We start from the raw sequence: 25044 nt of genomic DNA, 5'->3' as shown, positions 1-25044 counted from the left end.
ATTTCGGGCCAGAAGAAGCGCCTGAAGGGCGAGGGGGAAGGGGCTTAGGCGCGGGCGCTGTAGAGGATGAGACGGGCCGGAATCGTCAGGTCGGTATCGCGTCGGTATTGCGACAGCAAAGCGGCGGTGGCCTCGATGATGGCCGATCTGTCCTCCTCGGTGCCGTCTTTTTCCTGAAACGTGCGGGCGGCGGGGCCGATGAGGCAGGCAAACTCGGCGGCCTCCTGCAGCGCCTGTGGCGGCAGGAGCGGGATCTCGACCGCTTCCCCTTCGGCGGCGGACCAGCCCGCGTCGCGCAGGATGCCGGTCACCCGGTCGATGTCCTTGAAGGCGGTCGGGCCGGGGGCGAATTCGGGCAGCGGTGAGGGGCGGCCGAGCCTTTCGACCGCGGCTTTGAAGGGCAGGCGGAACCAAGGGTTGTCGGGCATCGGACCCCAGCAGATCATGGCGAGCCGCGCGCCGGGTTTGGCGGCGCGGCGCAGATTGGTGAAGGCGGCGGCGGGATCGTCGAAAAACATCACCCCGAAACGCGAGAAGAGAAGATCATGCTCGGGCGCGAAGCTATGGGTCTGGGCATCGGCGCGCAGGAAACTGGCCTGGGGCGCGGTGACGCGGGCACGGGCCAGATCGATCAGCGGGGCGGAGATGTCGATGCCGGTGACATGGCCCTCTGGCCCGACCGCCTCGGCCAGGGCGCGGGTGCTGGCCCCGGTGCCGCAGCCGATGTCGAGCACCTGTTCGCCCGGTTGCGGCGCGGCGCGGGCCAGCGTTTCGGCCAGCACGTTTTCAAAGAGCCGGTCGAGCGTTGCATGATGGGTGACCCATTTCTGGCCGGCGCGGGACTGCCAATAGGCGGCCTGATCGGCGTTGGGGCCAATGTCGGGGCCTGAATCGGGGCCTGAAATTGGGCCGGTGTCTGTCATTGGATCACTCGACCGCGCGGATAAGCTTGCGTTCCAGCACGCGCAAGACGGTGCGCAGATCGGCGCCGCGTTTGAGGATGCGCCCATCCATGCCGATCACCGCATATTGGCCCTGACGGCCGCGCAGCTTGGGGCGTTTTTCGATCTGGTAGAGCGGGGTTTCGGCGGTGCGGCGAAAGACCGAGAAAATGGCCACGTCGCGCAGGCTCGAGATGCCGTAATCGCGCCATTCGCCCGCCGCGACCATGCGCCCGTAGAGCGACAGGATGACTGACAGCTCGGTGCGGTGGAAAGCCACCTGGGCGTCGCCACCAGACCCGGTGAAGGCAGAGGAGCTCTGGACATTCATGGCACAAGTTTGCCGTGAAATGCCGGGTTGGCAAGCAAAATCGCCCCGGGTTATGTGAGGTTTCCGGGGCGCGTGTTGTCTCGGCTCAGCCGCACCAGATCCGTGTCACCGTCCCCTGATCGTCGATATCGACATTGAGCCGGTCGGGCCGGTGATCCATCGTCACCGCGCTGTTGGGCGGGATGATGCGCAGGGCTTTGGCCTCCTTGGCGAAATCATGGGATGTGTGATCCTGACCGACGAGATGTTGCAGGGCGGCGGCGCCGCAGGAGTCCTCGGAGGGCATGGCAGGGCTTTCAGATTCGGGGTTGCAGGCGGCCAGCAGGGCGGCGGCGGGCAGGGCGAGGATAAAGGGGCGCATGAAAATCTCCTGTTTGCGACAGGTTTCGACCGGCAAGCGGCGATTTGCAAGCGGGGCGGGTATCGCGTGTTGAAAAGCTGCGATCTTTCGCCCAATGTCCGGCCAAATCGAATTTCAGGAGGATTGAGGATGCGTACCAGAGCCGCGGTGGCCGTCGAGGCCGGCAAGCCCATGGAGATCATGGAAGTGAACCTCGAAGGCCCGAAGGCGGGTGAGGTTCTGGTGGAGATCAAGGCCACGGGCCTGTGTCACACCGATGATTTCACCCTCTCGGGGGCCGACCCCGAAGGCGCGTTCCCGGCGATCCTCGGCCATGAGGGCGCGGGCGTGGTTCTCGAAGTGGGGCCGGGGGTGACGAGCCTTGAGCCCGGCGATCACGTGATCCCGCTCTATACGCCCGAGTGCCGCCAGTGCGAATATTGCCTCAACCCCAAGACCAACCTCTGCCAGTCGATCCGCGAGACCCAAGGCAAGGGCGTCATGCCCGATGGCACCAGCCGGTTCTCGATGCTCGATGGCACGCCGATCCTGCATTACATGGGCTGTTCGACCTTTTCGAACCACACGGTCCTGCCCGAGATCGCGCTTGCCAAGATCCGCAAGGACGCGCCGTTTGACAAGGTCTGCTATATCGGTTGCGGCGTCACCACCGGCATCGGTGCGGTGATCAACACCGCCAAGGCCGAGATCGGCAGCCGCGCCATCGTCTTTGGTCTCGGCGGTATCGGTCTCAACGTGATCCAGGGCCTGCGTCTGGCCGGGGCCGATCAGATCGTCGGTGTCGATCTCAATGATGATAAGGCGGTGATGGCCAAGAAATTCGGCATGACCGATTTCGTCAACCCGTCCAAGGTCAAGGGCGATCTCGTGGGCCATCTGGTCGAGCTCACCGGCGGTGGCGCGGATTACACCTTTGACGCGACCGGCAATGTGCAGGTCATGCGCACCGCGCTTGAGGCGGCGCATAAGGGCTGGGGCGAGAGCATCGTCATCGGCGTCGCACCTGCGGGGGCCGAGATTTCGACCCGTCCGTTCCAGCTCGTCACCGGGCGGGTCTGGAAGGGCACGGCCTTTGGCGGGGCGCGCGGGCGCACCGATGTGCCGAAGATCGTCGATTGGTATATGGACGGCAAGATCGAGATCGATCCGATGATCACCCACACGATGCCGCTCGACGACATCAACAAGGGGTTTGAGCTCATGCATTCGGGCGAGAGCATCCGCTCGGTGGTGATCTACTGATCGCGATCATGCGCGCGCCTGATCGGCGTGATCACGAGAATTTGGGGGGCCGCACAGCGATTGTGCGGCCCTTGCTGTTGCAGCCTCGCGTAGAGCGGCTAGGTTAACAGCAACGCCTCGGCCAAAGCTGCCGGGGCCTGCGCAACAAGAGGACATCTGTGATGAGCGACGACAGCTATACCCCGCCGAAGGTCTGGACCTGGGAGAGTGAGAATGGCGGCACCTTCGCCTCGACCAACCGGCCGATTGCCGGGCCGACCCATGACAAGGCGCTGCCCGAGGGCAAGCATCCGTTTCAGCTCTACTCCATGGCGACGCCCAATGGGGTCAAGGTCACCACGATGTTCGAAGAGCTTCTCGATGCGGGGCATGACGCGGAATATGACGCCTGGCCCATTCGCATCGGCGATGGCGATCAGTTCGGCAGCGGCTTTGTCGAGGTCAATCCCAACTCGAAGATCCCGGCGCTGATCGACCGCAGCGGGGCAGAGCCTGTGCGGGTGTTTGAAAGCGCCTCGATCCTGCTGCATCTGGCCGAGAAGTTCGGCGCCTTCCTGCCCAGATCCGGGGCCGGGCGCACCGAGGTGATGAACTGGCTCATGTGGCAGATGGGCAGCGCGCCCTATCTCGGCGGTGGGTTCGGGCATTTCTATCATTACGCGCCGGAGAAATGGCAATATCCGATCGACCGGTTCGCGATGGAGGTCAAACGCCAGCTCGACGTGCTCGACCGGCAGCTCGCCGAGCGGCGGTTCATCGCGGGCGAGGAGTATACGATTGCCGATATGGCGATCTGGCCCTGGTACGGCAATCTGGCGCTTGGCCGTCAATATGGCGATGCGGCGACCTTCCTCAGCCTGCATGAGTATGAGCATGTGCAGCGCTGGGCCAATGAGATCGAAAACCGTCCCGCCGTGCAGCGCGGGCGCAAGGTCAACCGGTTCTGGGGCGAGCCCGAAGAGCAGCTCTGGGAGCGGCACGCGGCCTCGGATTTCGAGACGCAGACGCAGGACAAGATCGGCGAAGACGCCTGATCTTTTTCGGCAATTCGCGCGATTGGCCAAGGCCGCCTCTGGGAAGGGGCGGCCTTTGTGCTATGTGTGGGGGCAGACGCCTCACAGGAGGGCGCCTCACAGGAGAGAGACATGCCCGAACAAACGCCGCTCTTGGCGGTTCTGATCGATGCCGACAATACATCGCCGAAATGGACGCAAGCCATCTTTGACGAGATCGCCTCGATCGGCGAGGCGTCGGTGCGGCGCTGCTATGGGGATTTCTCGTCCCAGCAGATGAATGGCTGGAACCGGGTGCAGGCCGAGTTTGGCCTCGTGCCGCATCATTCGCCGGCCAATACCGTGGGCAAGAACGCCAGCGACATCGCGCTGGTGATCGACGCGATGGATTTGATGCATACGGGCCGGTTCGACGGGTTCGTCCTTGTGTCGTCGGACAGCGATTTCACCCGGCTTGCCAGCCGGTTGCGCGAACAGGGGCTCGAGGTGTTCGGCATCGGCGCGCGCAAGACGCCCGAGGCGTTTCGCAAGGCCTGCAAACGGTTCATCTATCTCGAGAACCTCGGCGGCGCGCCCGAGACCGAGAGCCGCGCCCCGGCGACCAAGCTCACCGAGGCGCGCGACCTGTTGTTCAAAGCGATGGACAGCATCGATCAGGATGGCGACTGGTACGCGCTGGGGCGTCTGGGCCAACAGATCACCACGGCCAATCCCGATTTCGACACGCGCAGCTATGGGCATAAGAAGCTCAGCGACCTGATCGCGGCGATCAAGGTGCTCGAGACCCGGCGCGAGGGCAATCAGCTCATGGTGCGGCGGATGGATTGAGGGGGCTGTTACGGTGCTTTGACGGGCTCAACGGCGGCAAGGTAGGGGTCGTGTCGGTCACAAATTCTCTCGATACATTCCGGAGGGATACCCCAAGGGATACAGACATCCCCAACCGATCCGGACGTTTCCGGGAGGGAATGGCCAAGGCTGTTCATAGTGTCCCACAAAACCTTATTTGAACCATGTAGGCACGATGTGGCGGGTATCTTCACCACCACGACAGCTGGGCTTCCTGGCTCATTGATTGGGATGTCGGTATCTTTAACTGTTCTACCCAACACCCGTTGAATGAACTCGCCGCCGAAGAGTTTGAAGAAGATGTCGCATCCGCCGTCATGAAGCCCCACGCGATGGGGTGACACAAAGCAAAGTTTCTCTCGAGTTGTGACTCCCGTTCGGTCGTTTTCTTCATTCCATGTCGCAAGCTTCGTGAGAAGTCGCTCAGTATATTCGTTGCTCGGCAGGCTACTGAAAGCCTTTCGAACGCGCTCGATTTGATCATTGGGATTGAGGGCACGAAGTCCCTCTCGCCATATCGTATCTTGATCCAACAGGCGGGTCGCATGGAATGCCCTGAGGTGACATTTCGCGAAATCGCTCTCTATCTCACGCAGGACATGGTCTGTCACTGGCGAGGGCGGTCTATTGGTTAAGTAACGATGGTCTGAATCGGAGCTATCCCAAGAAGACTGCTCATACATTTCGCGGAGGATCTCTCGCGCCACCGGTTCCAAAATGGGCTGAAAACGGCCCACATATTCTTCTGGGTGATCGAAATCGTATGTAAACATCGAAGGCTCCCTCTCGTGACAGTGTGACTTGGCTCCGGGATTGAATCTCGGGACACCTCAGTTTCTCACTCGCGAGTGGTTACACCCAAATTCATCAGGGTTCCTTTGCTCCCAACAACGCGAAAGCCCCGCGCGGGGGCGGGGCTTTCTGAATTAATTGGTCTGACTTCACTCAGAGCCCAGCGCTCAGTTGAGCAGCCCGGCGTGGCGCAGGCCCGCGTCGACGAGGGCTTTGGTCTCGTCCAGCAGCGGGGTGAGCGGCGGGCGGACCTCGGCGCTGCACAGGTCAAGCCGCGACATGGCGTATTTGACACCGACAAGCCCCGGCTCGGTAAAGATCGCCTGATGCAGCGGCATCAGACGGTCCTGGATCTTGAGCGCCTCGGCGTAATCGCCGCGCAGCGTCGCCTCTTGCAGCTCGGCGCAGAGCTTCGGCGCGACATTGGCGGTGACCGAGATACAGCCGACGCCGCCCTGGGCGTTGAACCCATGCGCGGTGGCGTCTTCGCCCGAGATCTGCAGGAAGTCGGTGCCGCAGGTGATGCGCTGTTGGCAGACGCGGGCGAGATCGCCGGTCGCGTCCTTGACGCCGATGATGCGCGGCAGTTTCGCCAGCTCGCCCATGGTGGCGGGGAGCATGTCCACGACCGAGCGGCCGGGGATGTTGTAGATCACGATCGGCAGGTCGCAGGCATCATGCAGCGTCTTGAAATGCGCGATGAGGCCGCGCTGGGTCGGCTTGTTGTAATAGGGCGTGACCACGAGGGCGGCATCGGCGCCGACCTTCTTGGCATGTTCCATGAAGCGCAGCGATTCCGCGGTGTTGTTGCTGCCGGCACCGGCGACCACGGGAATGCGGCCATTGACGGCCTTGACCACGATCTCGACCACGGCTTCATGCTCTTCATGGCTGAGCGTCGGGCTCTCGCCGGTGGTGCCGACGGGAACAAGACCGTGGCTGCCTTGGTTGATGTGCCACTCGACAAGGTGTTTGAGCGTGTCAACATCCAGCGCGCCGTTCTTGAACGGCGTGACCAGGGCAGGTAGTGAACCTTTAAGCATGACACGCTCCTTTCTTTTGTCATGGCGGGCGGATGGCCCGTAAAATGAAGGCCTCAGCGGGATCATGCCCATCATGACCGAATGTCATTGGACGGGGTTTGGCCGCATACATAGGCTGGGCCTGTCTATTATGTGACGGACGGTGAAATGCAAGCTGTGAAACGCGGAATGGCCATTGTTTTCCTTCTGGGGGCCGGGTTCGGGGTTGGGCTCGGGGCCGGGGTTGGCCCGTGGGCGACGCCGGGCTGGGCGGCGGAGGGTCTGCGCGACCTGCCGCCGCGGCCGCTGACATCGGCGCTCTTGGCGGCGCAGGACGGGCGCTGGATCTGGGCGCGCGGGTTGGCCGAGCGGAGCGGCCCGGCGGGGCCTGCGATCATCGACTGGATGCGGCTGCGCGCAGGCCATGGCAGCCCGCAGGAGGTGCTGGACTTTCTGGAAGCTCATGGCGATTTCCCCGGTCTCGACCGGCTGGTGGAGAAAAGCGAGCCGGTGTTTGAAGAGGCGAGCGACGCCGAGGTGCTGGCGCTTTTCGAGAGCCGCAGCCCACAGACCGGGGGCGGCGTGCTGCGCCTCGCGCGGGCCCAGATGGCGGCGGGCAAGCAGGGCGATGCCGAGGCGGGGATCGTGCTGGCGTGGCGGACGCTCGATCTGAGCACGGCCGAGCATGATCTTTTCCTGGCCGAGCACGGCCCGCTTCTGGCCGATCATCACGCGGCAAGGCTCGACATGGCGGAATGGCGCGGGCTCAAGGATGTGGCGCTCATGCGGCCCCTGGTGTCGGAGGCGCGGCAAAAGCTCTCGGCGCTGCGCGACAAGATCAAGAACGGCGGTGATCCGTCGGCCGGAATTTCCGACCTTCCCAAAGAGTTGCAGGACGATCCTCTCTTGTCCTACCGGCGGTTCGAGCGGCTGCTCGACATGGGCAAGACGGAAGAGGCGATGGCGCTCACCGTGGCGCAGAGCCACAGCGACAAGGGGCTCGGTATCCCTGACCGCTGGGCGAGCTGGCGGCGGGCGCTGGCGCGTCGGATGATGCGCGAGGGCAAATATGACACGGCCTATGCGCTGGCCTCGGTGCATGGGCTGGAGGAGGGCGGCGATTACGCCGATCTCGAATTTCTCTCGGGCTATTTGGCGCTGCGGTTTCTCGATGATGCGGAGCTTGCGCGGGACCATTTTCAGCGGCTGAGCGCGGCGGTCAATTCGCCGATCTCGCGGGGGAGAGCGGGCTATTGGCTCGGCCGGGCGCAGGAGGCGCTGGGCGATCCGGAGGCGGCACAGGTGTCCTATGAGGCGGGGGCCGAGCATCCGACGAGTTTCTACGGGCTTCTGGCGGCGGAAAAGGCCGGTGTGGCGCTGCCCGAGGATCTCAACGGGCGCGAGGATCTGGGCGATTGGCGGGCGGCGGATTTTGCCAAGAGCCTGCCGTATCAGGCCGGGGTCCTGTTGGCCAAAAACGGGCAGGATTGGTATGCCGAGATGTTCCTCACCGATCTGGCCGAGCGGCTGAGCCGGGATGATCTGGCGCGTCTGGGTCAGGCGCTCGACGAGATGGGCGACGCGCATCTGCAGGTGATGGCAGGCAAGGCGGCGGCGTCGGAAGGGCGGGTCGCCAATGGGATCTACTACCCGCTGCACCCGATGCAAGAGATGGATCTGCCCATCGATATGGAAATGGCGCTGGCCATTGCGCGGCGCGAGAGCGAGTTCGATTTCTCGGTGCGCAGCCATGCCGGGGCCGAGGGGCTGATGCAGGTGATGCCGGGCACTGCGCGCGATGTGGCGCGGGACACGGGCGTCGCCTATGACCCGGAAAAAGTGCGCAACGACTGGCGCTATAACGCGCAGCTCGGGGCGTCCTATCTGGCCCAGATGGCCGAGCGGTTCGACGGAAATATCCTATTGGTGTCAGCGGCTTACAACGCGGGGCCGCATCGGGCCGATCAATGGATCGAGGCCCTTGGCGATCCCCGCGATCCAGAGGTCGATGTGGTGGATTGGGTGGAACATATCCCGTTTCGCGAGACCCGCAACTATGTACAGCGGGTGGCCGAGAGCCTGCCGATTTACCGCGCCCGCCTGGGCCGTGATCCGCTGCCACAGCCGTTCTCCAAAGAGCTGGCCGGGCGCAGCCTGACGCCCAGCCTAAGTCAGGGAAATTGAGGTAGGAAACCGAGGCGGGAACCTTTGGCTCAGCCGCCGACCATGGCAAAGAACTCCGCCTCGGTCAGCCGCTTATGCGTGCCCTCGAACCCGTAACAGGCAGGTTTGCGGTCGATGAAGATTTCATCGCCAAGGCGGAGCCCCTCCGTGCTGTCGAGCGTGCCGATACAGATGTAATGCAGCCCCTGATGCGGCCCTTCGGCGGTCATCCGCGAATAGATCGAGCTGCCGCAGGTCTTGCAAAAACAGCGCTCGGCCCAGTCCGAAGACTTATAGGTGCCGAGATGCTCTGCCCCGCCGGTGATGTGAAAGGCGGCCTCGGGCACTTCGGTCGAGAGATTGACCCCGCCCGACCATTTCTGACAGTGGCCACAGTGGCAGGCATGGGCGGTTTCCGGGGCGTGGTCGATGCGGTAGGTGACGCTGCCACAAAGGCAGGAACCGGTACTGGTCATGGGACATCCTTTCAAGTGCGACTGGGGTCAGACTAGCAAGACCCCCTGTCAGGTTCTGTCAGTGGATGCGCCTCGCTCAGCCCGCCAGATAGCGCGCGGCGGCGTCCCCGGCCCAGCGCCCGGTCGCCAGACAGGCGGTGAGCAGATAGCCCCCCGTGGGCGCCTCCCAGTCGAGCATTTCGCCAGCGGCAAATGTGCCGGGCCGGTCGCGCAGCATGAGACCCTCGTCGAGCGCGTCAAAGCGCAGCCCGCCTGCGGTAGAGATCGCCTCATCCATCGGGCGCGGGCCGTCATGCGACACGGTCAGCGCCTTGATCATCGGTGCGAGATCCTCGGTCAGGGGGCGGGCAAACTCCATCAAGAGCGCCTGTTTCACCGGGTCGAGCCGCAGCGCGCGGCGCAGGTGATTGGCAAGGCTCTGCTTGCCGCGCGGCCGGGCGAGCCGGGCGCGCAGATCCTCAAGGCTCAGATCCGGGGCGAGGTCGATGGTCAGCGGCGCGCCGTCGCGCATCGCGGCCGAGAGCGCATAGATGCCGCCGCCCTCGATGCCGCGTTCCGAGATGACGAACTCGCCGCGCGAGAGCTGATCGCCCGCCTGCAGGGCGCAGCCCTTGACCGGCGTGCCGAAATGGCGCCGCATATGGTCGGACCAAGAGACCGCAAAGCCCATATTGGCGGGGCGGAACGGCGCGGTGCCCTCGACCCAGCCCGCCCATGCCCCGTCCGAGCCGAGCCGCGCCCAGCTCGCCCCGCCACAGGCGAGGATCGTGGCGCGGGGGCAGAGCACACGCGGCCCCTCGGGCGTCTCAAAGCGGCAGGCCTCGCCCTCCCAGCCGGTCCAGCGCCAGCGCCGTTCGAGCCGCACGCCCGCGCCCTCGAGCCGCGCCAGCCAGGCCCGCAACAGCGGCGAGGCCTTCATCGCCTCGGGAAAGACCCGTCCCGTCGTGCCGGTAAAGAGCGGCTGACCGAGACCACGCGCCCAATCCTGCACCGCCTCTGGCCCAAAGCCGCGCAGCATCGGGGCCAAGTCCGCCTGCGCCGCGCCGAACTGTGCGAGAAACGCCTCGAAAGGCTCGTCCTTGGTGAGGTTGAGCCCGGATTTCCCGGCCATCAGGAATTTGCGCGCGGGGCTCGGCTTGGCCTCGGCCAGAGTGACGGCGACGCCCGATGCCGCCAGCCGCTCTGCCGCCATCAGCCCCGCCGGGCCGGCCCCGATGATCAGCGCTTCGCTCATGCCTCGGGCGGCAGTCCCTTGTGATGGACCACACGCTGCGGATAGGGGATCTCGATGTTGTTGTCCTTGAGCGCGTTCCAGATCGTCATCATCACCACCGGGGTAAAGCGGTTCTTGCCATCGTCGATGCCATTGACCCAGAACTCGACCGCAAACTCGACGCCGCTGTCACCAAAGGCGCGCAGCTCGCAATCGGGGCCATCGGGCACTTGCAGGATGAAATCGAGCTTGGACACGGCCTCTTCGATGATCTCGGGCACGCGGTTCACGTCAGCATCATAAGAGACCGAGAATTCCGCCTCATAGCGGTTGGCGCTGCCCTGATCGGAATAGTTGACGACGCGGGTGGTGATGAAATCCTCGTTCGGCACCACGATCCAGCGGCCATCGAAGGTCTCGAGGATCATCGCGCGGGCGGTGGTCTTGACGATGGTGCCCGCCTCGCCGCCGTCGAGCTCGACATAATCGCCGACCGTGGCCTGCCCCTCGACGAGAAGGATCACCCCCGAAATGAAGTTCGCGGCGATCTTCTGCAGGCCAAAGCCGAGCCCCACGCCAATCGCACCGCCGAGCACCGCCAGCGAGGTGAGCGAGATGCCCAAGATATTCATCAAGAGCAGGAAGGCCGCGCCGAAAATGGCGATCTCGGCGGCCTTGGCGGCAAGCTGTCGGGTCGCCGGGCGCATGTCCTGCTGGGCGTGGATATAGCTTGTCGATTGATCGTTCGACCAACGCCCGAGCCAGAACACCACGCCGCCCGCAACCACCGCCTGCAAGAGCCAGAGCAGGTCGAAAGACATGTTGCCGAGCGGCACGATGGTGGATTTGAGCTTGGCCGTCGCCGTCTCCAACAGGCCCACGGCATAGAGCGCGGCCATCGGCAGCAGCACATATTTGCCCAGCAGGCGCAGGAACGGATCCTTGAGGATATCGCGCACGAGGATGCGCACGCCGAGAAAGATGAACACCCGGTTGCCAAAGGCGATGACCGCGCCCGAGTCAAAGAGCGAGCGGGTCACGCTCTCGCCGAGACCGGTGAACACATAGGCCAGAAGCGGCAGCAAAAGCGGCGTGAAATCCAGCACAAAAAGGCGCGCGCGGGCGATGATATTGGTCTGATCGCCCTGCGGTGTGAGCAGCCTTTTGAGCAGCGGGCGCAGGCGGCGGTTGATCATCACCGAGAGCAGATAGGCCGCGATCAACAGGGCGAATTGCGACCATGCGGCGGGGCTCAGCAGCCAGCTTTCGGCGATCTCCCAGCCTTGCTGCGCATAGTCCATAAGCTGTTGAATGATTTCCGGTTGTCCGTCCATCCCGTACCCTCTTGCCCTTGTTACGCTGTCCTAGCACAATCTCTTGCCCGGAACTGCGCTGGTGATCAAGTGAGTGATACGTCTGATCCGATCTGTCCGCTCTGTGGCCGTGCCCTGCCCGGGGATGTGCCCCAGAGCCTGCATCACCTCGTGCCGCGGCTCAAGGGCGGCAAGGGCGGGTCGGTGGTGCGGCTGCATCAGATTTGCCACAATGAAATCCACGCGAGCCTGACCGAGGCCGAGCTCGCCCGCGACTATCACACGATCGAGGCCTTGCGCGCCCATCCGAGGCTGGCGAAATTCATCCGCTGGGTGGCCAAACGGCCGCCGGGGTTTCGATCAAAGACACCGGGGCGGCGGCGGCTGCGTTAGCGCCGCGCCAGCATCGCCAGCCGGATCAGCGCCCGTTCGACGAGGGCCATATCGGGGGCCACCCGGCCCGCCGAGCGCAGCGTCAGATCGGTCTCGAGCAGGATCGACAGCGCCTGTTCGAGCTTGGCCGCGCCCCAGCCCTGCGCCTGCCGCAGCATCCGGTCGCGGCGCGGGCCAAAGACCGGCGGCCGCATCCGGGCAATGCCCTGCGCCGCGCCGCCGGGATCGGAGGCGGCGGTATAGAGCGTGCGGAAATGCCGGGTCGCGGCGATGCAGAGCCCGACGGGCTGCACCCCTTGCGCCTTGAGCCGTTTGAGCACCGGGCCGATCTCCTGCGAGCGGCCTTCGGCGACGATATGCAGCACGTCATCGGTCTCGGCCTCGGTCGAGCCGGGGGCGCAGTTCTGGATGTCTTCGCTTGACAGCGGGCTGTCATCGCCGAGCTTGTAAAGCGACAGCTTTTCAAGCGTTTGGCGGAAATCACCGGGGTCGAGCGCCTTGGAGAGCGCCACCAGATCGGTCATCGCCTCGCCCGGCACATTGCCAAGCCCGGCGCGGCCCAGCTCGGCCTCGATCTCGGCCCGCGATGGCGGGTCGTCATAGATCGCGGCGGCATAGGCGTTTTTGTGCCCCTCAAAGGCCTTGCGGATCTTTGACGTGGGTTTGAGCGTGCCGGCGGTGACGATGATCTGGGCATCGCCCTCGGCCCAATCCTCCAGCGCCGCCAGAATGGCCGGGGCGGCGGTTTCGGTCGCATCCTCGACAAAGGCCACGCGCGGGCCGGGGAAAAACCCCTGCGCCTTGATCGCATCGAGCAAGAGCGCCGGATCCTTGCGCAGATCGGCGGCGGGCATCCGGGTGAGGCGCATTTCCTCTTCGCCCTGCGGGCCGATCAGCGCCTTGATCACCTCTTGCCGGCGCATCGCCACCCGCATCGCATCGGCGCCATAGATCAGCAGGCCGGTCTTGCCCGCATCGGGACGCGCGAAATAGCCCGCGGCATCACGCGGGGCGAGCTTCATGAGGCGGGCGCGGTCAGCGCCGCGCCGAGGCGGGTGGTTACATCATCGGCGAGGATGATCATCAGCCGTTCACCCGCGTCATCCTGTGCGGCCTGGGTGGCGACGGTGCTGCCCGAGGCGGAATAGCTGGTAAAGCTCTGGGTCTTGCCCGAGGCCGCGACCTCGCCGGTCTGCAGATCGCGCAGCGCATAGGTGACGCGGCCGATCACATTGTAACGGGTGGTCACGTTGCTCGACGAGATGGCGACCGCCTCTTCGCCAAAGTCGATCTTGTAGGACAGCCCATAGCGCGGGTTGGAGCCGCGGCCGAGCCGTTCTTCCATGGTGCGCACAAAGAGGTAATCCTGCCGCGTCTTGGGCGCATCCACCGCCACCGCATCAATCAGCGCCGCGCCGCCGCCGCCCGGCCCATAGACCGGGGTAAAGCCACAGCCCATGGCCAGAAACCCGAGGCCAAGGGCGCAGAATTGACGGCGGTTAAATGACGACATTGACGATCCGTCCCGGCACAACGATGATTTTCTTCGGCGCGGCGCCATCGAGCGCCTTTTGCACAGCATTCATCGCCAGCGCGGCTTTTTCAACCTCGGACTTGTCCATATCGGCGGGCACGGTGATTTCGGCCCGGCGCTTGCCGTTGATCTGGATCGGCAAGGTGACCGTGTCGGAGACGAGCATCGCCTCATCCGCCACCGGCCAGGTCGCCGCCGCGCAGAGACCTTCGCCGCCCTGGCGCGCCCAGACATCTTCGGCGAGATGCGGCGTCATCGGCGACATGAGCTGGGCGAGGGTGCGGATCGCCTGCCGCTGGGAGGCGGCCCCGGCCTTGGATTTCGACAAGGTGTTGGTGAAGGCATAGAGCTTGGCGATGGCCGCGTTAAAGCCAAAGCTTTCGACGCCCATGGTCACGTCATGGATCGCCTTGTGCATCTCGCGCAAGAGCTCCTTGTCGGCGTCGCTCTCGGGCGCGTCCTCCATCTCGGCGATGCGCTCGCTCAGGTTCCAGACCCGCGTCAGATGTTTGAACGCGGCCTCGGCCCCGGCGGCGGTCCATTCGACATCGCGCTCGGGCGGGCTGTCGGACAGCACGAACCAGCGCGCGGTGTCGGCGCCATAGGCGTCGATGATGCTCACCGGGTCGACCACGTTATTTTTCGATTTCGACATCTTGGCCGAGGGGATCACCGTGACCGCCTCGCCGGTTTCCTTGACCACCACCGCGCCGTCACGCTCCTCGACCTCGTCGGGATAGTGATAGAGCGGGCGGCCATTGTCGGCGCGGCGCTCGGCGTTTTCATAGATGGCGTGGGTCACCATGCCTTGGGTGAAAAGCGCGTTGAAGGGCTCGATGCTCTTCTCCGGCAGATGGCCACAAATCTGCATCGCCCGCGCGAAGAAGCGCGAATAGAGCAGGTGCAGGATCGCATGTTCGATGCCGCCGATATATTGATCGACATTCATCCAATATTCGGCCTCTTCCATCACCGTCGGCGTCTCGGCACGGGGCGCGGTGAAGCGGGCGAAATACCACGAGCTGTCGACGAATGTGTCCATCGTGTCGGTCTCGCGCCGGGCCGCGCCGCCGCATTTCGGGCAGGCGCAGTCGCGCCATGTCGGATGCCGGTCGAGCGGGTTGCCGGGCTGGTCAAAGCTCACATCATCGGGCAGGCGGACGGGCAGGTTTTCTTTCTTCTCCGGCACCACGCCGCAGCTGCCGCAATGAACCACCGGGATCGGGCAGCCCCAATAGCGCTGCCGCGACAGGCCCCAATCGCGCAGGCGGAACTTGGTCACGCCCTGACCGATGCCATTGGCCTCGCAGAAGGCGATGGCGGCGTCGATGCCTTCCAGCCCGGTCTGCTGCGCGTCGCCGGCAAAGCCCTTGATATAATTCACCGTTTCGGTCTTTTGCGGCACATAGGCCGCGCCGCCCTCTTCGGGCAGGGCAAAGCCGTCTTCGGCGGCGACAGGCGCATAGGTCGAGACCACGGGCAGCGCGTATTTGCGGGCGAAATCGAGGTCGCGCTGATCATGGGCCGGGCAGCCGAAAATGGCGCCGGTGCCGTAATCCATCAGGATGAAATTCGCCACATAGACCGGCAGCTCCCACGCCGGATCGAGCGGATGGCGCACCCGCAGCCCGGTGTCAAAGCCACGCTTTTCGGCCTTCTCAAGCTCTTCTTCCGACGTGCCCATGCGGCGGCACTCGGCGTTGAACTCGGCGAGATCACCGTTGTCGGCCTCCAGACGCCGCGCCAGCGGATGATCCGGCGAGATGCCCACAAAGGACGCGCCCATGAGCGTATCGGGACGGGTCGTATAGACCTCGACCCGGTCCATCCCATCCGGCCCGTCGATGAGCGAGAAGGAAAACTGCAACCCGCGCGACCGGCCGATCCAGTTCTCCTGCATGAGCCGCACCTTGGCGGGCCAATGTTCGAGCGTGTCGAGCGCTTCGAGCAGCTCTTGCGAATAGTCGGAAATCTTGAAGAACCACTGGGTCAGCTCGCGCCGCTCGACCAAGGCGCCCGAGCGCCAGCCGCGGCCCGCTTCGACCTGCTCATTGGCGAGCACGGTCATGTCGACCGGGTCCCAGTTCACCACCGCGTTCTTGCGATAGACGAGGCCCTTTTCGAGGAAATCGAGAAACAGCGCCTGCTGCTGGCCGTAATATTCCGGGTCACAGGTGGCAAACTCGCGGCTCCAGTCGATCGACAGGCCGAGCGGCTTCATCTGCTTCTTCATCGTGGCGATGTTGCCGTAGGTCCAGTCCTTGGGGTGGCCGCCGCTCGCCATGGCGGCGTTCTCGGCGGGCATGCCAAAGGCGTCCCAGCCCATCGGATGCAGCACGTTATGGCCGGTGGCGATCTTGTAGCGCGCGATCACATCGCCCATCGTGTAGTTGCGCACATGGCCCATATGGATGCGCCCCGAGGGGTAGGGGAACATCTCGAGCACATAGTATTTCGGACGGTCTTCCGAGCGGGTGGCCCGGAACAGCCCCGCCTCATCCCATGCGGATTGCCATTTCGCTTCGATCTCGGCTGCGGAATACGGCATGGAGTTTGCCCTTCTACTCAGATTCTGGTGTTGGCAAGGGTGATAGGGGGCGGGGGCGCAAACTTCCAGCACGAAGGCAGGGTTGCGGCGCTTTTCAGCACCAATTCTCGCCCCTATAGTCGGTGAAATCCCCTTGTGAGGCGCTTGTCAGTTGAAAATCCTTTTCATTCACCAGAATTTCCCCGGTCAGTACAAGCATCTCGCGCCAGCGCTGGCGGCGGCCGGGCATGAGTGCCGGGCGCTCACCCTGCGCGCCAAGGAGCCGGGCGTCTGGCAGGGGGTCGAGCTGGTGCCCTATCGGCTGCGGGCGCGCAAGGCGCAGGCGGTGCATCCCTGGCTCGTCGATCTCGACACCAAGGTGACCCGCGCCGAGGCCTGCTATCGCGCCGCGCGGCAGATGCGCGACGCGGGCTATGCGCCCGATCTCATCCTCGCGCATCACGGCTGGGGCGAGCCGATGTTCCTGCGCGATCTGTGGCCCGGGGCGCGGCTGGCGCTCTATTGCGAGCTCTATCACGAGGCGGGCTATCCGCATCTCAACTTCGACCCTGAGTTCTCGACGCCCGACCCCGAGCTCGATCCGCTGCGCATCCGGCTCAAGAACCTCAACAACCATCTGCATTTCCCGCAGGCCCATGCCGGAATCAGCCCGACACGGTTTCAGGCCGACACCTTCCCGCCCGAGTTCCGCGACCGTATCCGGGTCATCCATGACGGCATCGACACCGGTCAGAGCCGCCCCGACCCGGAGGTGACGCTCACCCTCAAGGGCCACCCGCCCTTGAGCCGCGCCGACGAGGTGATCACCTTCGTCAATCGCAATCTCGAACCCTATCGCGGCTATCACGTCTTCATGCGAGCGCTGCCGCAGATCCTGCGCAACCGACCGCGCGCGCGGGTGATCATCGTCGGCGGCGACGAGGTGAGCTATGGCGCGCAGCCGCCCAAGGGCACCACTTGGAAGGCGCATTTCCGCGACGAGGTCCGGCCGCAGATCCCTGATGCCGATTGGGCGCGGGTGCATTTCGTGGGCCGGGTGCCGCATGATCAGTTCACCCATCTGCTGCAGCTCTCACGGCTGCATGTCTATCTCACCTATCCCTTCGTGCTGAGCTGGTCCTTGCTCGAGGCGATGGGCTGTGGCGCGGCGGTGGTGGCGAGTGACACCGCCCCGGTGCGCGAGGTGATCACGCATGGCGAGACCGGGCATCTGGTGAATTTCTTCGACCGCGAGGCGCTGGTCGCCGAGATCTGCGGCTTGCTCGACGATGCCGAGGCGCGCGCCCGGCTCGGCGCGGCGGCGCGCGATCTGGTGGTCGGGCAATATGATCTCGGATCGCATTGCCTGCCGGCGCAACTGGCTTGGGTCGACGAGGTGATGGACCTGCCGCTTTGACCGGCCCAAAAGAAAAGGGCAGGGAAATCCCCGCCCTCATATCTCTTTGATCACATCTCGGTGACGCGCCCGATCACCCTCGGATCAGTAGCGTCCGGCGCTGATCCGCAGCTGCCGCGCCCGCGACAGAATCGCATCTTCGACGGCACGCTGGGTGGCGGCGCTGACCGGACGACCGCTGCGGGTCTGCAGCGCCACGTTGAGCGAGCGGGCATCGAGCGCCGGGTCGCTGATCAGCACGGTGGCGCGATAGGCCTGACCGCCGCCGGGCGGGATGCCATAGCCGGTGGAAATCACCCCGGTGAACGGGTCGGCGGTCTGCACCGGCAGAAAGTCGAGCACGTCAAGCGACGCGGTCCACAGGAAGCGGTTGACCTTGACCGTCGACTTGCCGCCCTTGAACGCGTCCAGAATAGAGGTGCCGCTGGTGACGCCGGTTTTCGCCTCGCGTCCCTGTTCAACGGTATATGCGTCTGGATTGGTCGGGCCGATCTTGCTCCGGTCGCAGCCCACAAGGACCACTGCCGAGGTCAGTGCAATCGTGACGGCTTTGAATGTCGAAAATGTCATTGGGTCGTCCGCTGTAGCCTGCTTACCCTACTATCCAACGGCGCGGCATGGGGCAAGGCGTTAATGTGTTTGCAACCGCGCGACAGTCGCGCCACATATTGACCCGACCCTAGATGCGGCCCCGGATGCGGTCCGCTGGGGCCTGCCGATCACGATGCCATTTGCGGAGGATGACATGTCGCTGTCCGAGATCACAGAGGCCATTGCCAAGGCCGAAAAAGACGCCGGGCGCGCGCCCGGCAGCGTATCGCTCATTGCCGTGTCGAAAAAACAGCCCGACGCCCGGGTAGAGGAGGTTCTGGACGAGGGGCACCGGGTCTTTGGCGAAAACCGGGTGCAGGAAGCGGCGGGCAAATGGCCCGGCTTTCGCGAGAAATATGACGGGATCGAGCTGCATATCATCGGCCCCTTGCAGAGCAACAAGGTGCGGCAGGCGATGGAACTGGCGCAGGCGATCCATTCGGTCGACCGGCCCAAACTGGCCCAGACCATCGCCCGCATCGCCCAGGAAGAGGGGCATTGCCCCGATCTCTTCATTCAGGTGAACACCGGCGAGGAAGAGCAAAAGGCCGGCATCCTGCCCAAGGACGCCGATGCCTTCATCACCGAATGTCGCGGCCTCGATCTGCCGCTTCGTGGGCTCATGTGCATCCCGCCGGTCGACGAAGAGCCGAGTCTGCATTTCGCGCTTCTGGCCAAGATCGCGGCGCGCAACGGGCTCGACGGGCTGTCGATGGGGATGAGCGGCGATTTCGAACGCGCCATCGCGCTCGGCGCGACCCATGTGCGCGTGGGCTCGGCCATTTTCGGTGACCGCGCCTACTAAGACCTACCCGCCGCTCCGCGCGGTTCAATCCCGCAGCAGCGGTGCAATCGGCGGCACGACAAAGCGCGCGCCGGGCTCGATCCGCGCCGCAATCTGCAACAGGTGATCGGGCCGCAGCCCAAGGCAGCCCGCCGTGGGATAGCCCTTCCTGCGCCAGCGGTGGATGAAGATACACGACCCGCGCTCTGGCTCGGCCTCGGGATAGTTCCAGTCGGTGATCATCACCAGATCATAGAGCGGATCGGCCCGGCGCATGGTCTCATGGCTCGCCCCATAGGGCGCCCGGACGAGCTGATTATACTCGGGCGTGCGGCTGTCATCGGACCACAGATCGCGCAGCCCCGTAGGCTCCGCCCAATGCGCCGGGCGCGGCATCCGGTCGGCGCGGTAGAACATGCCCACCACATGATGAATGCCCACCGGCGTCGCGCCATCGCCCTCGCGCTTGGTCCGGCTGAGCCCGCCACGCCCGATGGTGCAGGGGTAGAGCCGCCCCTGAAAGCGCAGCCCGCGCGCGGTGAGCACCATATCGTCGGGGCTCACGGAATAATCGGTCATATTTTCTGGGATCACGTCGTTTCGGGTCACGTCGTTTCGGGTCACAAAGAGGCCTCCGGTTTGAAATCCTGCGGAATGCTGTCGCGCCCGTCGAGCACGAGATCGGCCATGAGCTCGGCCGCCTTGGGCGCCATGCCAAAGCCGATCTTGAACCCGCCATTGGCGATATAGGCGCCAGGCCGCATCGGGTGCAGGCCGAGCATCGGCGCCCGTGACCGGCTGCGCGGCCGCAGCCCGGCCCAGCGCTCGACGATGCGCGCCCCATGCAGCACCGGCACCGCCCGCATGGCGCGCTCGATGATGTCATCGAGCTGGGCGTCGGTGCCGGTCGGGTCGGTGAACTCGCGCTCGGTGGTCGATCCGATGGCGACCGTGCCATCGGCATGGGGGATGATGTGGAGCGTATCGGCAAAAAGCTGTGGCAGTGTCGGCCCGTCGAAATGCAACAGCGCCGCCTGACCCTTGATGCCTTGGCCCACGATGCGGCTGTGCTGGGCGCTCATCTCGGCCAGATCCTGCGCCCCGGTGGCCCAGATCACCGGCCCGCGCGGCGTGCCCTCGCTCAGGATCTCGCCGCCCGCCGTGGTGATCGCGGCGGCCAGTGCGGCACAGGCGCGGCGCGGATGGATGCGCGCGCTGAGCGTGTCATGAATGAGCTTGCCGCTGGGCGACACAGGCGCCCAGGGCGCGTCCTGCGCGTCAATCACCTGCCAGATGGCATGATCCTGCCAGAGCGTCTTGGCCGTCTCGGCCCGTGCCTCGGCCAGCGCAAGGCCTGCGTCATCCGTAATGGGCTGAATGCGCCCGGTGCGGGCATAGCCCGGGCTCACGCCGCCGGTTTCTTCGACCCCGGCCCAGAAGGCCTCGGCCATAAGCAGGCTCTCGAGCTGAAAGGCTTTCTTGGCGTTCCAGTTTTCCGGCACATGCGGGGCGAGCGCGCCGACCACGCCGCCCGAGGCCCCGGCACCGGGCCCGAAAGGGTCGATCACTTGCACCTTCGCACCCCGGCGCAAACAGGCCCAAGCCACGGAGAGACCGAACACGCCGGCCCCCATCACGGTGATCTCTGCCATTGCCAATGCTCCGCCATCCCTGCATGGTCGCCCCGATTTGTCATGTCATAGAGGATCGGGGAATGCAGGGCCAGCGGGCGGTTCTTGAATGGCGCGAGGGCGATGTGCCGGTCTCGCAGCAGTTCGATGATCCCTATTACAGTCTCGAAAACGGTCTCGACGAGACGCGCCATGTGTTCCTCGCGGGCAATGACTTGCCGGACCGGTTCCGCGACGGGTTTGCCATCGCCGAGCTGGGCTTTGGCACCGGGCTCAACGCGCTGACCACCTGTCAGGCGTGGTGTGCGGCGGGGGCCCCCGGCACGTTACATTTCACCTCCTTCGAGGCCTTCCCGATGGCGGCCGAGGACATGGCGCGAGCGCTGGCGCATTTCCCCGAGCTGGCAGAGCTCGCCGCGCCGCTCATCGCGGGCTGGCAGGCCGGCGCGTGCGACATCACCCTGCCGGGCAACATGCAGCTCCACGTCATCGAGGCCGACGCCCGCAGCGCGCTGCCCCATTGGCAGGGCCGCGCAGACGCCTGGTATCTCGACGGGTTTTCGCCCGCCAAGAACCCCGAGCTCTGGGGCGCCGATCTGATGCAGGCGGTGCATGATCACAGCGCCCCCGGCGGCACGCTCGCCACCTATACCGCCGCAGGCTTTGTGCGCCGTGGCCTCTCTGAGGCGGGGTTTGAAGTCGCCCGCGTTTCCGGCTATGGCCGCAAACGTCACATGACCGTGGCCCGGAACCCAAAGACATGACCGAACAGAACACCCGCCTTGGCATCCTCCTGATGGTTGTCACAACCTTCATCTTTGCCGTGCAGGACGGTATTTCGCGCCATCTGGCGGGGGAATATAACGTCTATATGGTGGTGATGATCCGCTACTGGTTCTTCGCGGCCTTCGTCATCGCGGTGGCGGCGCGCAAGGCGGGCGGCGTGTTGCAGGCGGCGGCCACCACCCAGCCGGTGTTTCAGGCCTTCCGGGCGCTTCTGCTCGTCACCGAAATCTGCGTGATGATCTACGCCTTTACCCTGCTCGGGCTGATCGAGGCCCATGCCGTCTTTGCCGCCTATCCGCTGCTGGTGGCGGCGCTGTCGGGGCCGGTGCTCGGCGAACATGTGGGCTGGCGGCGCTGGGCGGCGATTGGCGTGGGCTTCATCGGCGTGCTGGTGATCCTGAAACCGGGGCTCGGCGTCTTTCAACCCGCCGCCATCGTGCCGCTCATCGCGGCGCTGATGTTCGCGCTTTACGCGCTGGTGACGCGCTATGCCGCCCGCCGCGACAGCGCCGCGACGAGCTTTTTCTGGACCGGCACCGTCGGTTCGGTCGCGATGACCGCCATCGGCATCTGGTTCTGGGAGCCGATGACCGGGTCGGACTGGGGCTGGATGGGGGCGCTTTGCATCACCGGGGCGCTGGGCCATTACACGCTGATCAAATGCTATGAGGTGGCCGAGGCCAGCGCCGTCCAGCCCTTCGCCTATCTGCAACTGGTTTTCGTGAGCATCATCGGCATCACGGTCTTTTCCGAGACGATCCGCACCAATGTGGCGGTGGGGGCCTGTATCGTCGTGGCGGCGGGGCTCTTCACGCTCTGGCGGCAACGCGTCAAGGGCTGACACCAAATGCAACACGGGCGGCCCAAGGGCCGCCCGCTGCGTTTTCACCGAAGGTCGCGAGTTTAGACCGCGAGGTTCGGGATGATCTGTTTCTTGCGGCTCATGATGCCGGGCAGAACCACCGTGTCGCCATCCACCAGCGTCGAAAAGGACTTCTCGGCCACGCTCTTCACCAGATCATTCGGCACCAAGAGCGTCGCCTCTTCGCGCAGGATGTCCACCACAAAGAGCAGCACCTGATCGACGCCATCCTCGGCGGCGACGCTGGTCATCGCCTCGACGAGGCTCGCCTTGCGGTCGAGCACGATCTTCGGCGCGGTGGTTTCGAGAACCGAGACGCGGAATTTCGTGTCGCCCACGGCATATTCCTTGCTGTCCATGCGCAGCAGCTCGGCATCCGAAAAGGCCGAGACATCGGATTTCGCGGCGAACATTTCGGCTGCGTAATCGCCGATGTTGAGCCCGAGATCACCGGCCAGCTTTTCGGCGGTGGCGCGGTCGTGATCGGTGGTGGTCGGCGAGCGGAATTCGAGCGTGTCGCTCAGAATGCAGGTCAGCGCGACGCCCTTGGCCCAGTCGGGCATCTTGGCGGCATCCTCGCCCATCAGGTCGATCATGATGGTGGCGGTACAGGCGAGCGGGCGCACGGTGATGTCGATGGGACCACGGGTTTCGAGCCCACCAACGAGCTTGTGATGGTCGATGATGGCGCGAATATCGGCCGCGTTGATATTGGCGGGCAGCTCGGCGGGGTTGTTGGTGTCGACGATGACGCAGGGCTGATCATCCTTGACGTCGGCGATGATCGCCGGCTTGGGCAGCTCCCAGTATTTGAGCATGAAGGCCGCCTCGGTGTTCGGCTCGCCGAGCAGCGCGGCCTCGGCCTTGTCGCCTTTGATCTCGTTCAGATACCAGGCCCAGAGGATGGCCGAGCCGGTGCTGTCGGTGTCGGGGGATTTATGGCCGAAAACGAGGGTTGTCATGTGTACGCAGTCCTTGGAAAAAGATCGGGGTCGCGCGCCTTATAAGCGGCATGGCGGGGCTTGTCACGGGGCACGGAGGCGGCGACACTGCGACCATGGTGATACAGGCGGAAACGGATCTCTACGGGCCGGTCAAAGGCTTTCTCGAAAGCCTCGGCTATGAGGTCAAGGGCGAGATCGGCAGCGTCGATGTGCTGGGCTATCGCGCGGGCGATGACGCGCCCCTGGTGGTCGAGCTCAAGACCGGGTTCTCGCTCACCTTGCTACAGCAGGCGGTGGCGCGGCAATCGGTGACGGATCTGGTCTATGTGGCGGTGCCGCGCTGGCGGGGCAAACCGGGCTGGCGCGCCTTCAAGGGCAATCTCGGGCTCTGTCGGCGGCTCGGTCTCGGGGTGATGAGCGTGCGCGCCGATGGCACGGTCGAGGTCCATGCCGATCCCGGCCCGTTTCAGCCGCGCAAATCGCCGCGCAAACAGGCCGCCTTGCGGGCCGAGTTTGCGGCGCGGGCGGGCGATCCGACACAGGGCGGCACGCGCGGGCAGGTGATGACCGCCTACCGGCAGGATGCGCAGCGGCTGCGCGATCATCTGGCTCAGGTCGGGCCGTGTCGCGGCGCCGAGGTGGCGCGTGCCACCGGCGTTGGCCGGGCCACCGCGATGATGGCCGCCAACCACTATGGCTGGTTCGAGAGGGTGGCGCGCGGCGTCTACGGGCTGAGCGCGGCGGGGCAGGCCGTGGCGGTTCAGGCGGCGGCTGAAGTCACCGTTGAGGCGACCTCAGAGCTGCCGCAGCCTAAGGTGAAAACGGCAGGGGCGTGATCCGAAACCCCTTGCTTTCCAAGAGGTTGAGCACCCCGCGATCGCCCGGCAGATGGGCCGCGCCCACCGCCACGAAAATATCCCCGGTAAAGCTGTCCGAGGTCATCACGCTGATCCAATCGCGATTGCGCTTGGTCAAAAGCGCCTCTTCGAACATGTCGAAATCTTCCTGCGCGCTGTCGCCGCCGCCTTCGAGCGAGACTTTGCGCGAATATTCCCACAAGAGCGCAATCTCCTGCCTCAGATAGCGCGCCTTGGTCGTGTACATGAGATCATCGGGGTCGATGGTCAGATCAAAGAACAGCCGCAGCATGTCGAGCTGTTTTTCCTGCGGCACATCGTCGAGCGACCGCAAGATCGCCGCCCCGTCTTCGAGCGACTGGCTCGGTTTGCCCGCCTGCGCGGCATAGGCCCCGATCAGCGTGTCGATCCCCTTGGCCTCGAGCGCCCCGGACTGTGCCTCACACGGCCCAAGCCCGAGCATCATCGCGGCCCAGATCGGCTTGAACCGCGCGGCGATAAAGGGCGGGATGTTGCGCGATTTGAACTCTTCCGCCAGCCGCGCCCAATCCGCATCCCCCAGAAGATCGGGCAGGGTCGGGCCCTCGGTCAGGAACATCAGCGACGGATCATTGGCCAACTCCACCTGCAGCGCCTCGGCATCGGCGTTCGACATCTCGAGATAGACCGCGTCGGCGGCATCTATAAACGGGCTGAGCGCCGCGAGATGCGCCTCGGTCGCGTCATGGCGCAGGTGAAACGTGCCAAAAAGCGTGATCCGCGCATCGCCCCGCACCGCATGCCACAAGATCCCCGTCGCATGGGGCTGCTGCGCCGCGCGCGCCACCAGCGCCTCTTTTTGATGCGCCGGCAGCGCGTTGATGAGGTCGGTGCCCTCGCAGGCGGCAAAGAGCGTGGTGGCCGAAAGGCTGAGCGCCGCCAGACCAGAGGCAATCCCCTCGGCAAGACGGGTGGCAAGGCGGATCATCTCTGGGGCTCTCCTTGGCGAGGCTTTCTGGCGCC

Annotated in this window: 26 protein-coding genes; 10 read left to right on the top strand and 16 right to left on the bottom strand. The window is 64.8% G+C overall.

The window, feature by feature from the left end:
- Window positions 1–44 precede the first annotated feature (44 nt).
- From WA237_RS00405 to WA237_RS00395, 3 genes are all read right to left on the bottom strand, one after another.
- Complete coding sequence (locus tag WA237_RS00405; protein WP_336096260.1) at window positions 45–923, bottom strand: class I SAM-dependent methyltransferase; 879 nt, start codon at window positions 921–923, stop codon at window positions 45–47.
- 4 nt (window positions 924–927) lie between these two features.
- Window positions 928–1272 (bottom strand): DUF2794 domain-containing protein, encoded by a 345-nt coding sequence (locus tag WA237_RS00400; protein ID WP_009812491.1) that lies wholly within the window; start codon window positions 1270–1272, stop codon window positions 928–930.
- 85 nt (window positions 1273–1357) lie between these two features.
- On the bottom strand, window positions 1358–1633 hold the full coding sequence (locus WA237_RS00395) for an I78 family peptidase inhibitor (RefSeq protein WP_336096259.1): 276 nt from the start codon (window positions 1631–1633) through the stop codon (window positions 1358–1360).
- Window positions 1634–1762: 129 nt separating this feature from the next.
- Between WA237_RS00395 and WA237_RS00390 the strand changes: the two genes are divergently transcribed.
- The 3 genes from WA237_RS00390 (at window position 1763) to WA237_RS00380 (ending at window position 4716) form a co-directional block, all read left to right on the top strand.
- Complete coding sequence (locus WA237_RS00390; protein ID WP_009812489.1) at window positions 1763–2875, top strand: S-(hydroxymethyl)glutathione dehydrogenase/class III alcohol dehydrogenase; 1113 nt, start codon at window positions 1763–1765, stop codon at window positions 2873–2875.
- A gap of 161 nt (window positions 2876–3036) precedes the next feature.
- Window positions 3037–3909, top strand: a complete 873-nt coding sequence (yghU, locus tag WA237_RS00385; RefSeq protein ID WP_216015585.1) for a glutathione-dependent disulfide-bond oxidoreductase — start codon at window positions 3037–3039, stop codon at window positions 3907–3909.
- Between the two features lie 111 nt (window positions 3910–4020).
- Entirely contained in the window at window positions 4021–4716 is a 696-nt protein-coding gene (locus WA237_RS00380; protein WP_009812487.1) for an NYN domain-containing protein, read from the top strand.
- A gap of 8 nt (window positions 4717–4724) precedes the next feature.
- On the opposite strand, the gene WA237_RS00375 is transcribed toward WA237_RS00380, so the two are convergent.
- The gene (locus tag WA237_RS00375) at window positions 4725–5510 is read right to left on the bottom strand and encodes a hypothetical protein (protein WP_336096258.1); all 786 of its coding nucleotides are present in this window, start codon (window positions 5508–5510) and stop codon (window positions 4725–4727) included.
- Between the two features lie 186 nt (window positions 5511–5696).
- On the bottom strand, window positions 5697–6572 hold the full coding sequence (gene dapA / locus WA237_RS00370; RefSeq protein WP_009812486.1) for a 4-hydroxy-tetrahydrodipicolinate synthase: 876 nt from the start codon (window positions 6570–6572) through the stop codon (window positions 5697–5699).
- A gap of 168 nt (window positions 6573–6740) precedes the next feature.
- On the opposite strand from dapA, the gene WA237_RS00365 reads away from it, so the two are divergent.
- Window positions 6741–8735: a lytic transglycosylase domain-containing protein gene (locus WA237_RS00365; RefSeq protein ID WP_336096257.1), complete on the top strand. Its 1995-nt coding sequence runs from the start codon at window positions 6741–6743 to the stop codon at window positions 8733–8735.
- Between the two features lie 29 nt (window positions 8736–8764).
- On the opposite strand, the gene WA237_RS00360 is transcribed toward WA237_RS00365, so the two are convergent.
- The 3 genes from WA237_RS00360 to WA237_RS00350 all read right to left on the bottom strand — a co-directional run bounded on the left by WA237_RS00360 (window position 8765) and on the right by WA237_RS00350 (window position 11737).
- Window positions 8765–9190 (bottom strand): GFA family protein, encoded by a 426-nt coding sequence (locus WA237_RS00360; protein WP_336096256.1) that lies wholly within the window; start codon window positions 9188–9190, stop codon window positions 8765–8767.
- Window positions 9191–9266: 76 nt separating this feature from the next.
- Window positions 9267–10424 (bottom strand): TIGR03862 family flavoprotein, encoded by a 1158-nt coding sequence (locus tag WA237_RS00355; RefSeq protein ID WP_336096255.1) that lies wholly within the window; start codon window positions 10422–10424, stop codon window positions 9267–9269.
- Complete coding sequence (locus WA237_RS00350; protein ID WP_336096254.1) at window positions 10421–11737, bottom strand: mechanosensitive ion channel family protein; 1317 nt, start codon at window positions 11735–11737, stop codon at window positions 10421–10423. The genes WA237_RS00355 and WA237_RS00350 overlap by 4 nt, the downstream gene beginning before the upstream one ends.
- A gap of 69 nt (window positions 11738–11806) precedes the next feature.
- Here WA237_RS00350 and WA237_RS00345 point away from each other — a divergent pair, with 69 nt between their 5' ends.
- Window positions 11807–12109, top strand: coding sequence for an HNH endonuclease (locus WA237_RS00345; RefSeq protein ID WP_336096253.1), 303 nt, complete (start codon window positions 11807–11809; stop codon window positions 12107–12109).
- On the opposite strand, the gene holA is transcribed toward WA237_RS00345, so the two are convergent.
- Genes holA through leuS form a run of 3 tightly spaced genes read right to left on the bottom strand, consistent with a single transcriptional unit; the run spans window position 12106 to window position 16191 of the window.
- Window positions 12106–13131: a DNA polymerase III subunit delta gene (holA, locus tag WA237_RS00340; protein ID WP_336096252.1), complete on the bottom strand. Its 1026-nt coding sequence runs from the start codon at window positions 13129–13131 to the stop codon at window positions 12106–12108. The genes WA237_RS00345 and holA overlap by 4 nt on opposite strands.
- Window positions 13128–13622, bottom strand: coding sequence for an LPS assembly lipoprotein LptE (gene lptE, locus WA237_RS00335; RefSeq protein WP_336096251.1), 495 nt, complete (start codon window positions 13620–13622; stop codon window positions 13128–13130). Before lptE ends, holA begins: the two co-directional genes overlap by 4 nt.
- On the bottom strand, window positions 13609–16191 hold the full coding sequence (gene leuS, locus WA237_RS00330; protein ID WP_336096250.1) for a leucine--tRNA ligase: 2583 nt from the start codon (window positions 16189–16191) through the stop codon (window positions 13609–13611). Before leuS ends, lptE begins: the two co-directional genes overlap by 14 nt.
- 151 nt (window positions 16192–16342) lie before the next feature.
- On the opposite strand from leuS, the gene WA237_RS00325 reads away from it, so the two are divergent.
- Window positions 16343–17587 (top strand): glycosyltransferase, encoded by a 1245-nt coding sequence (locus WA237_RS00325; protein ID WP_336096249.1) that lies wholly within the window; start codon window positions 16343–16345, stop codon window positions 17585–17587.
- A gap of 84 nt (window positions 17588–17671) precedes the next feature.
- Here WA237_RS00325 and WA237_RS00320 read toward each other — a convergent pair whose 3' ends face one another.
- Window positions 17672–18157 (bottom strand): DUF3576 domain-containing protein, encoded by a 486-nt coding sequence (locus WA237_RS00320; RefSeq protein ID WP_216015575.1) that lies wholly within the window; start codon window positions 18155–18157, stop codon window positions 17672–17674.
- A 175-nt stretch (window positions 18158–18332) separates the two neighbouring features.
- On the opposite strand from WA237_RS00320, the gene WA237_RS00315 reads away from it, so the two are divergent.
- On the top strand, window positions 18333–18983 hold the full coding sequence (locus WA237_RS00315; RefSeq protein ID WP_336096248.1) for a YggS family pyridoxal phosphate-dependent enzyme: 651 nt from the start codon (window positions 18333–18335) through the stop codon (window positions 18981–18983).
- Window positions 18984–19007: 24 nt separating this feature from the next.
- On the opposite strand, the gene WA237_RS00310 is transcribed toward WA237_RS00315, so the two are convergent.
- Both WA237_RS00310 and WA237_RS00305 read right to left on the bottom strand, forming a co-directional pair.
- Window positions 19008–19541: a L,D-transpeptidase family protein gene (locus tag WA237_RS00310; RefSeq protein WP_336096247.1), complete on the bottom strand. Its 534-nt coding sequence runs from the start codon at window positions 19539–19541 to the stop codon at window positions 19008–19010.
- Between the two features lie 41 nt (window positions 19542–19582).
- Window positions 19583–20614: an NAD(P)/FAD-dependent oxidoreductase gene (locus WA237_RS00305; RefSeq protein WP_336096246.1), complete on the bottom strand. Its 1032-nt coding sequence runs from the start codon at window positions 20612–20614 to the stop codon at window positions 19583–19585.
- A 62-nt stretch (window positions 20615–20676) separates the two neighbouring features.
- Between WA237_RS00305 and mnmD the strand changes: the two genes are divergently transcribed.
- Complete coding sequence (mnmD, locus tag WA237_RS00300; protein WP_336096245.1) at window positions 20677–21357, top strand: tRNA (5-methylaminomethyl-2-thiouridine)(34)-methyltransferase MnmD; 681 nt, start codon at window positions 20677–20679, stop codon at window positions 21355–21357.
- The gene (locus WA237_RS00295) at window positions 21354–22220 is read left to right on the top strand and encodes a DMT family transporter (RefSeq protein WP_336096244.1); all 867 of its coding nucleotides are present in this window, start codon (window positions 21354–21356) and stop codon (window positions 22218–22220) included. The genes mnmD and WA237_RS00295 overlap by 4 nt, the downstream gene beginning before the upstream one ends.
- Before the next feature lie 62 nt (window positions 22221–22282).
- On the opposite strand, the gene WA237_RS00290 is transcribed toward WA237_RS00295, so the two are convergent.
- Complete coding sequence (locus tag WA237_RS00290; protein ID WP_336096243.1) at window positions 22283–23203, bottom strand: manganese-dependent inorganic pyrophosphatase; 921 nt, start codon at window positions 23201–23203, stop codon at window positions 22283–22285.
- 95 nt (window positions 23204–23298) lie between these two features.
- Here WA237_RS00290 and WA237_RS00285 point away from each other — a divergent pair, with 95 nt between their 5' ends.
- Window positions 23299–24021, top strand: coding sequence for a DUF2161 domain-containing phosphodiesterase (locus WA237_RS00285; RefSeq protein ID WP_336096242.1), 723 nt, complete (start codon window positions 23299–23301; stop codon window positions 24019–24021).
- Here WA237_RS00285 and WA237_RS00280 read toward each other — a convergent pair.
- Window positions 23996–25009, bottom strand: a complete 1014-nt coding sequence (locus WA237_RS00280) for a TraB/GumN family protein (protein ID WP_336096241.1) — start codon at window positions 25007–25009, stop codon at window positions 23996–23998. The genes WA237_RS00285 and WA237_RS00280 overlap by 26 nt on opposite strands.
- Between the last annotated feature and the right edge of the window lie 35 nt (window positions 25010–25044).

Source organism: Roseovarius sp. CH_XMU1461 (assembly GCF_037027165.1).
Taxonomy (GTDB): Bacteria; Pseudomonadota; Alphaproteobacteria; order Rhodobacterales; family Rhodobacteraceae; genus Roseovarius; species Roseovarius nubinhibens.
This window is presented reverse-complemented; position numbering and strand designations above follow the sequence as displayed.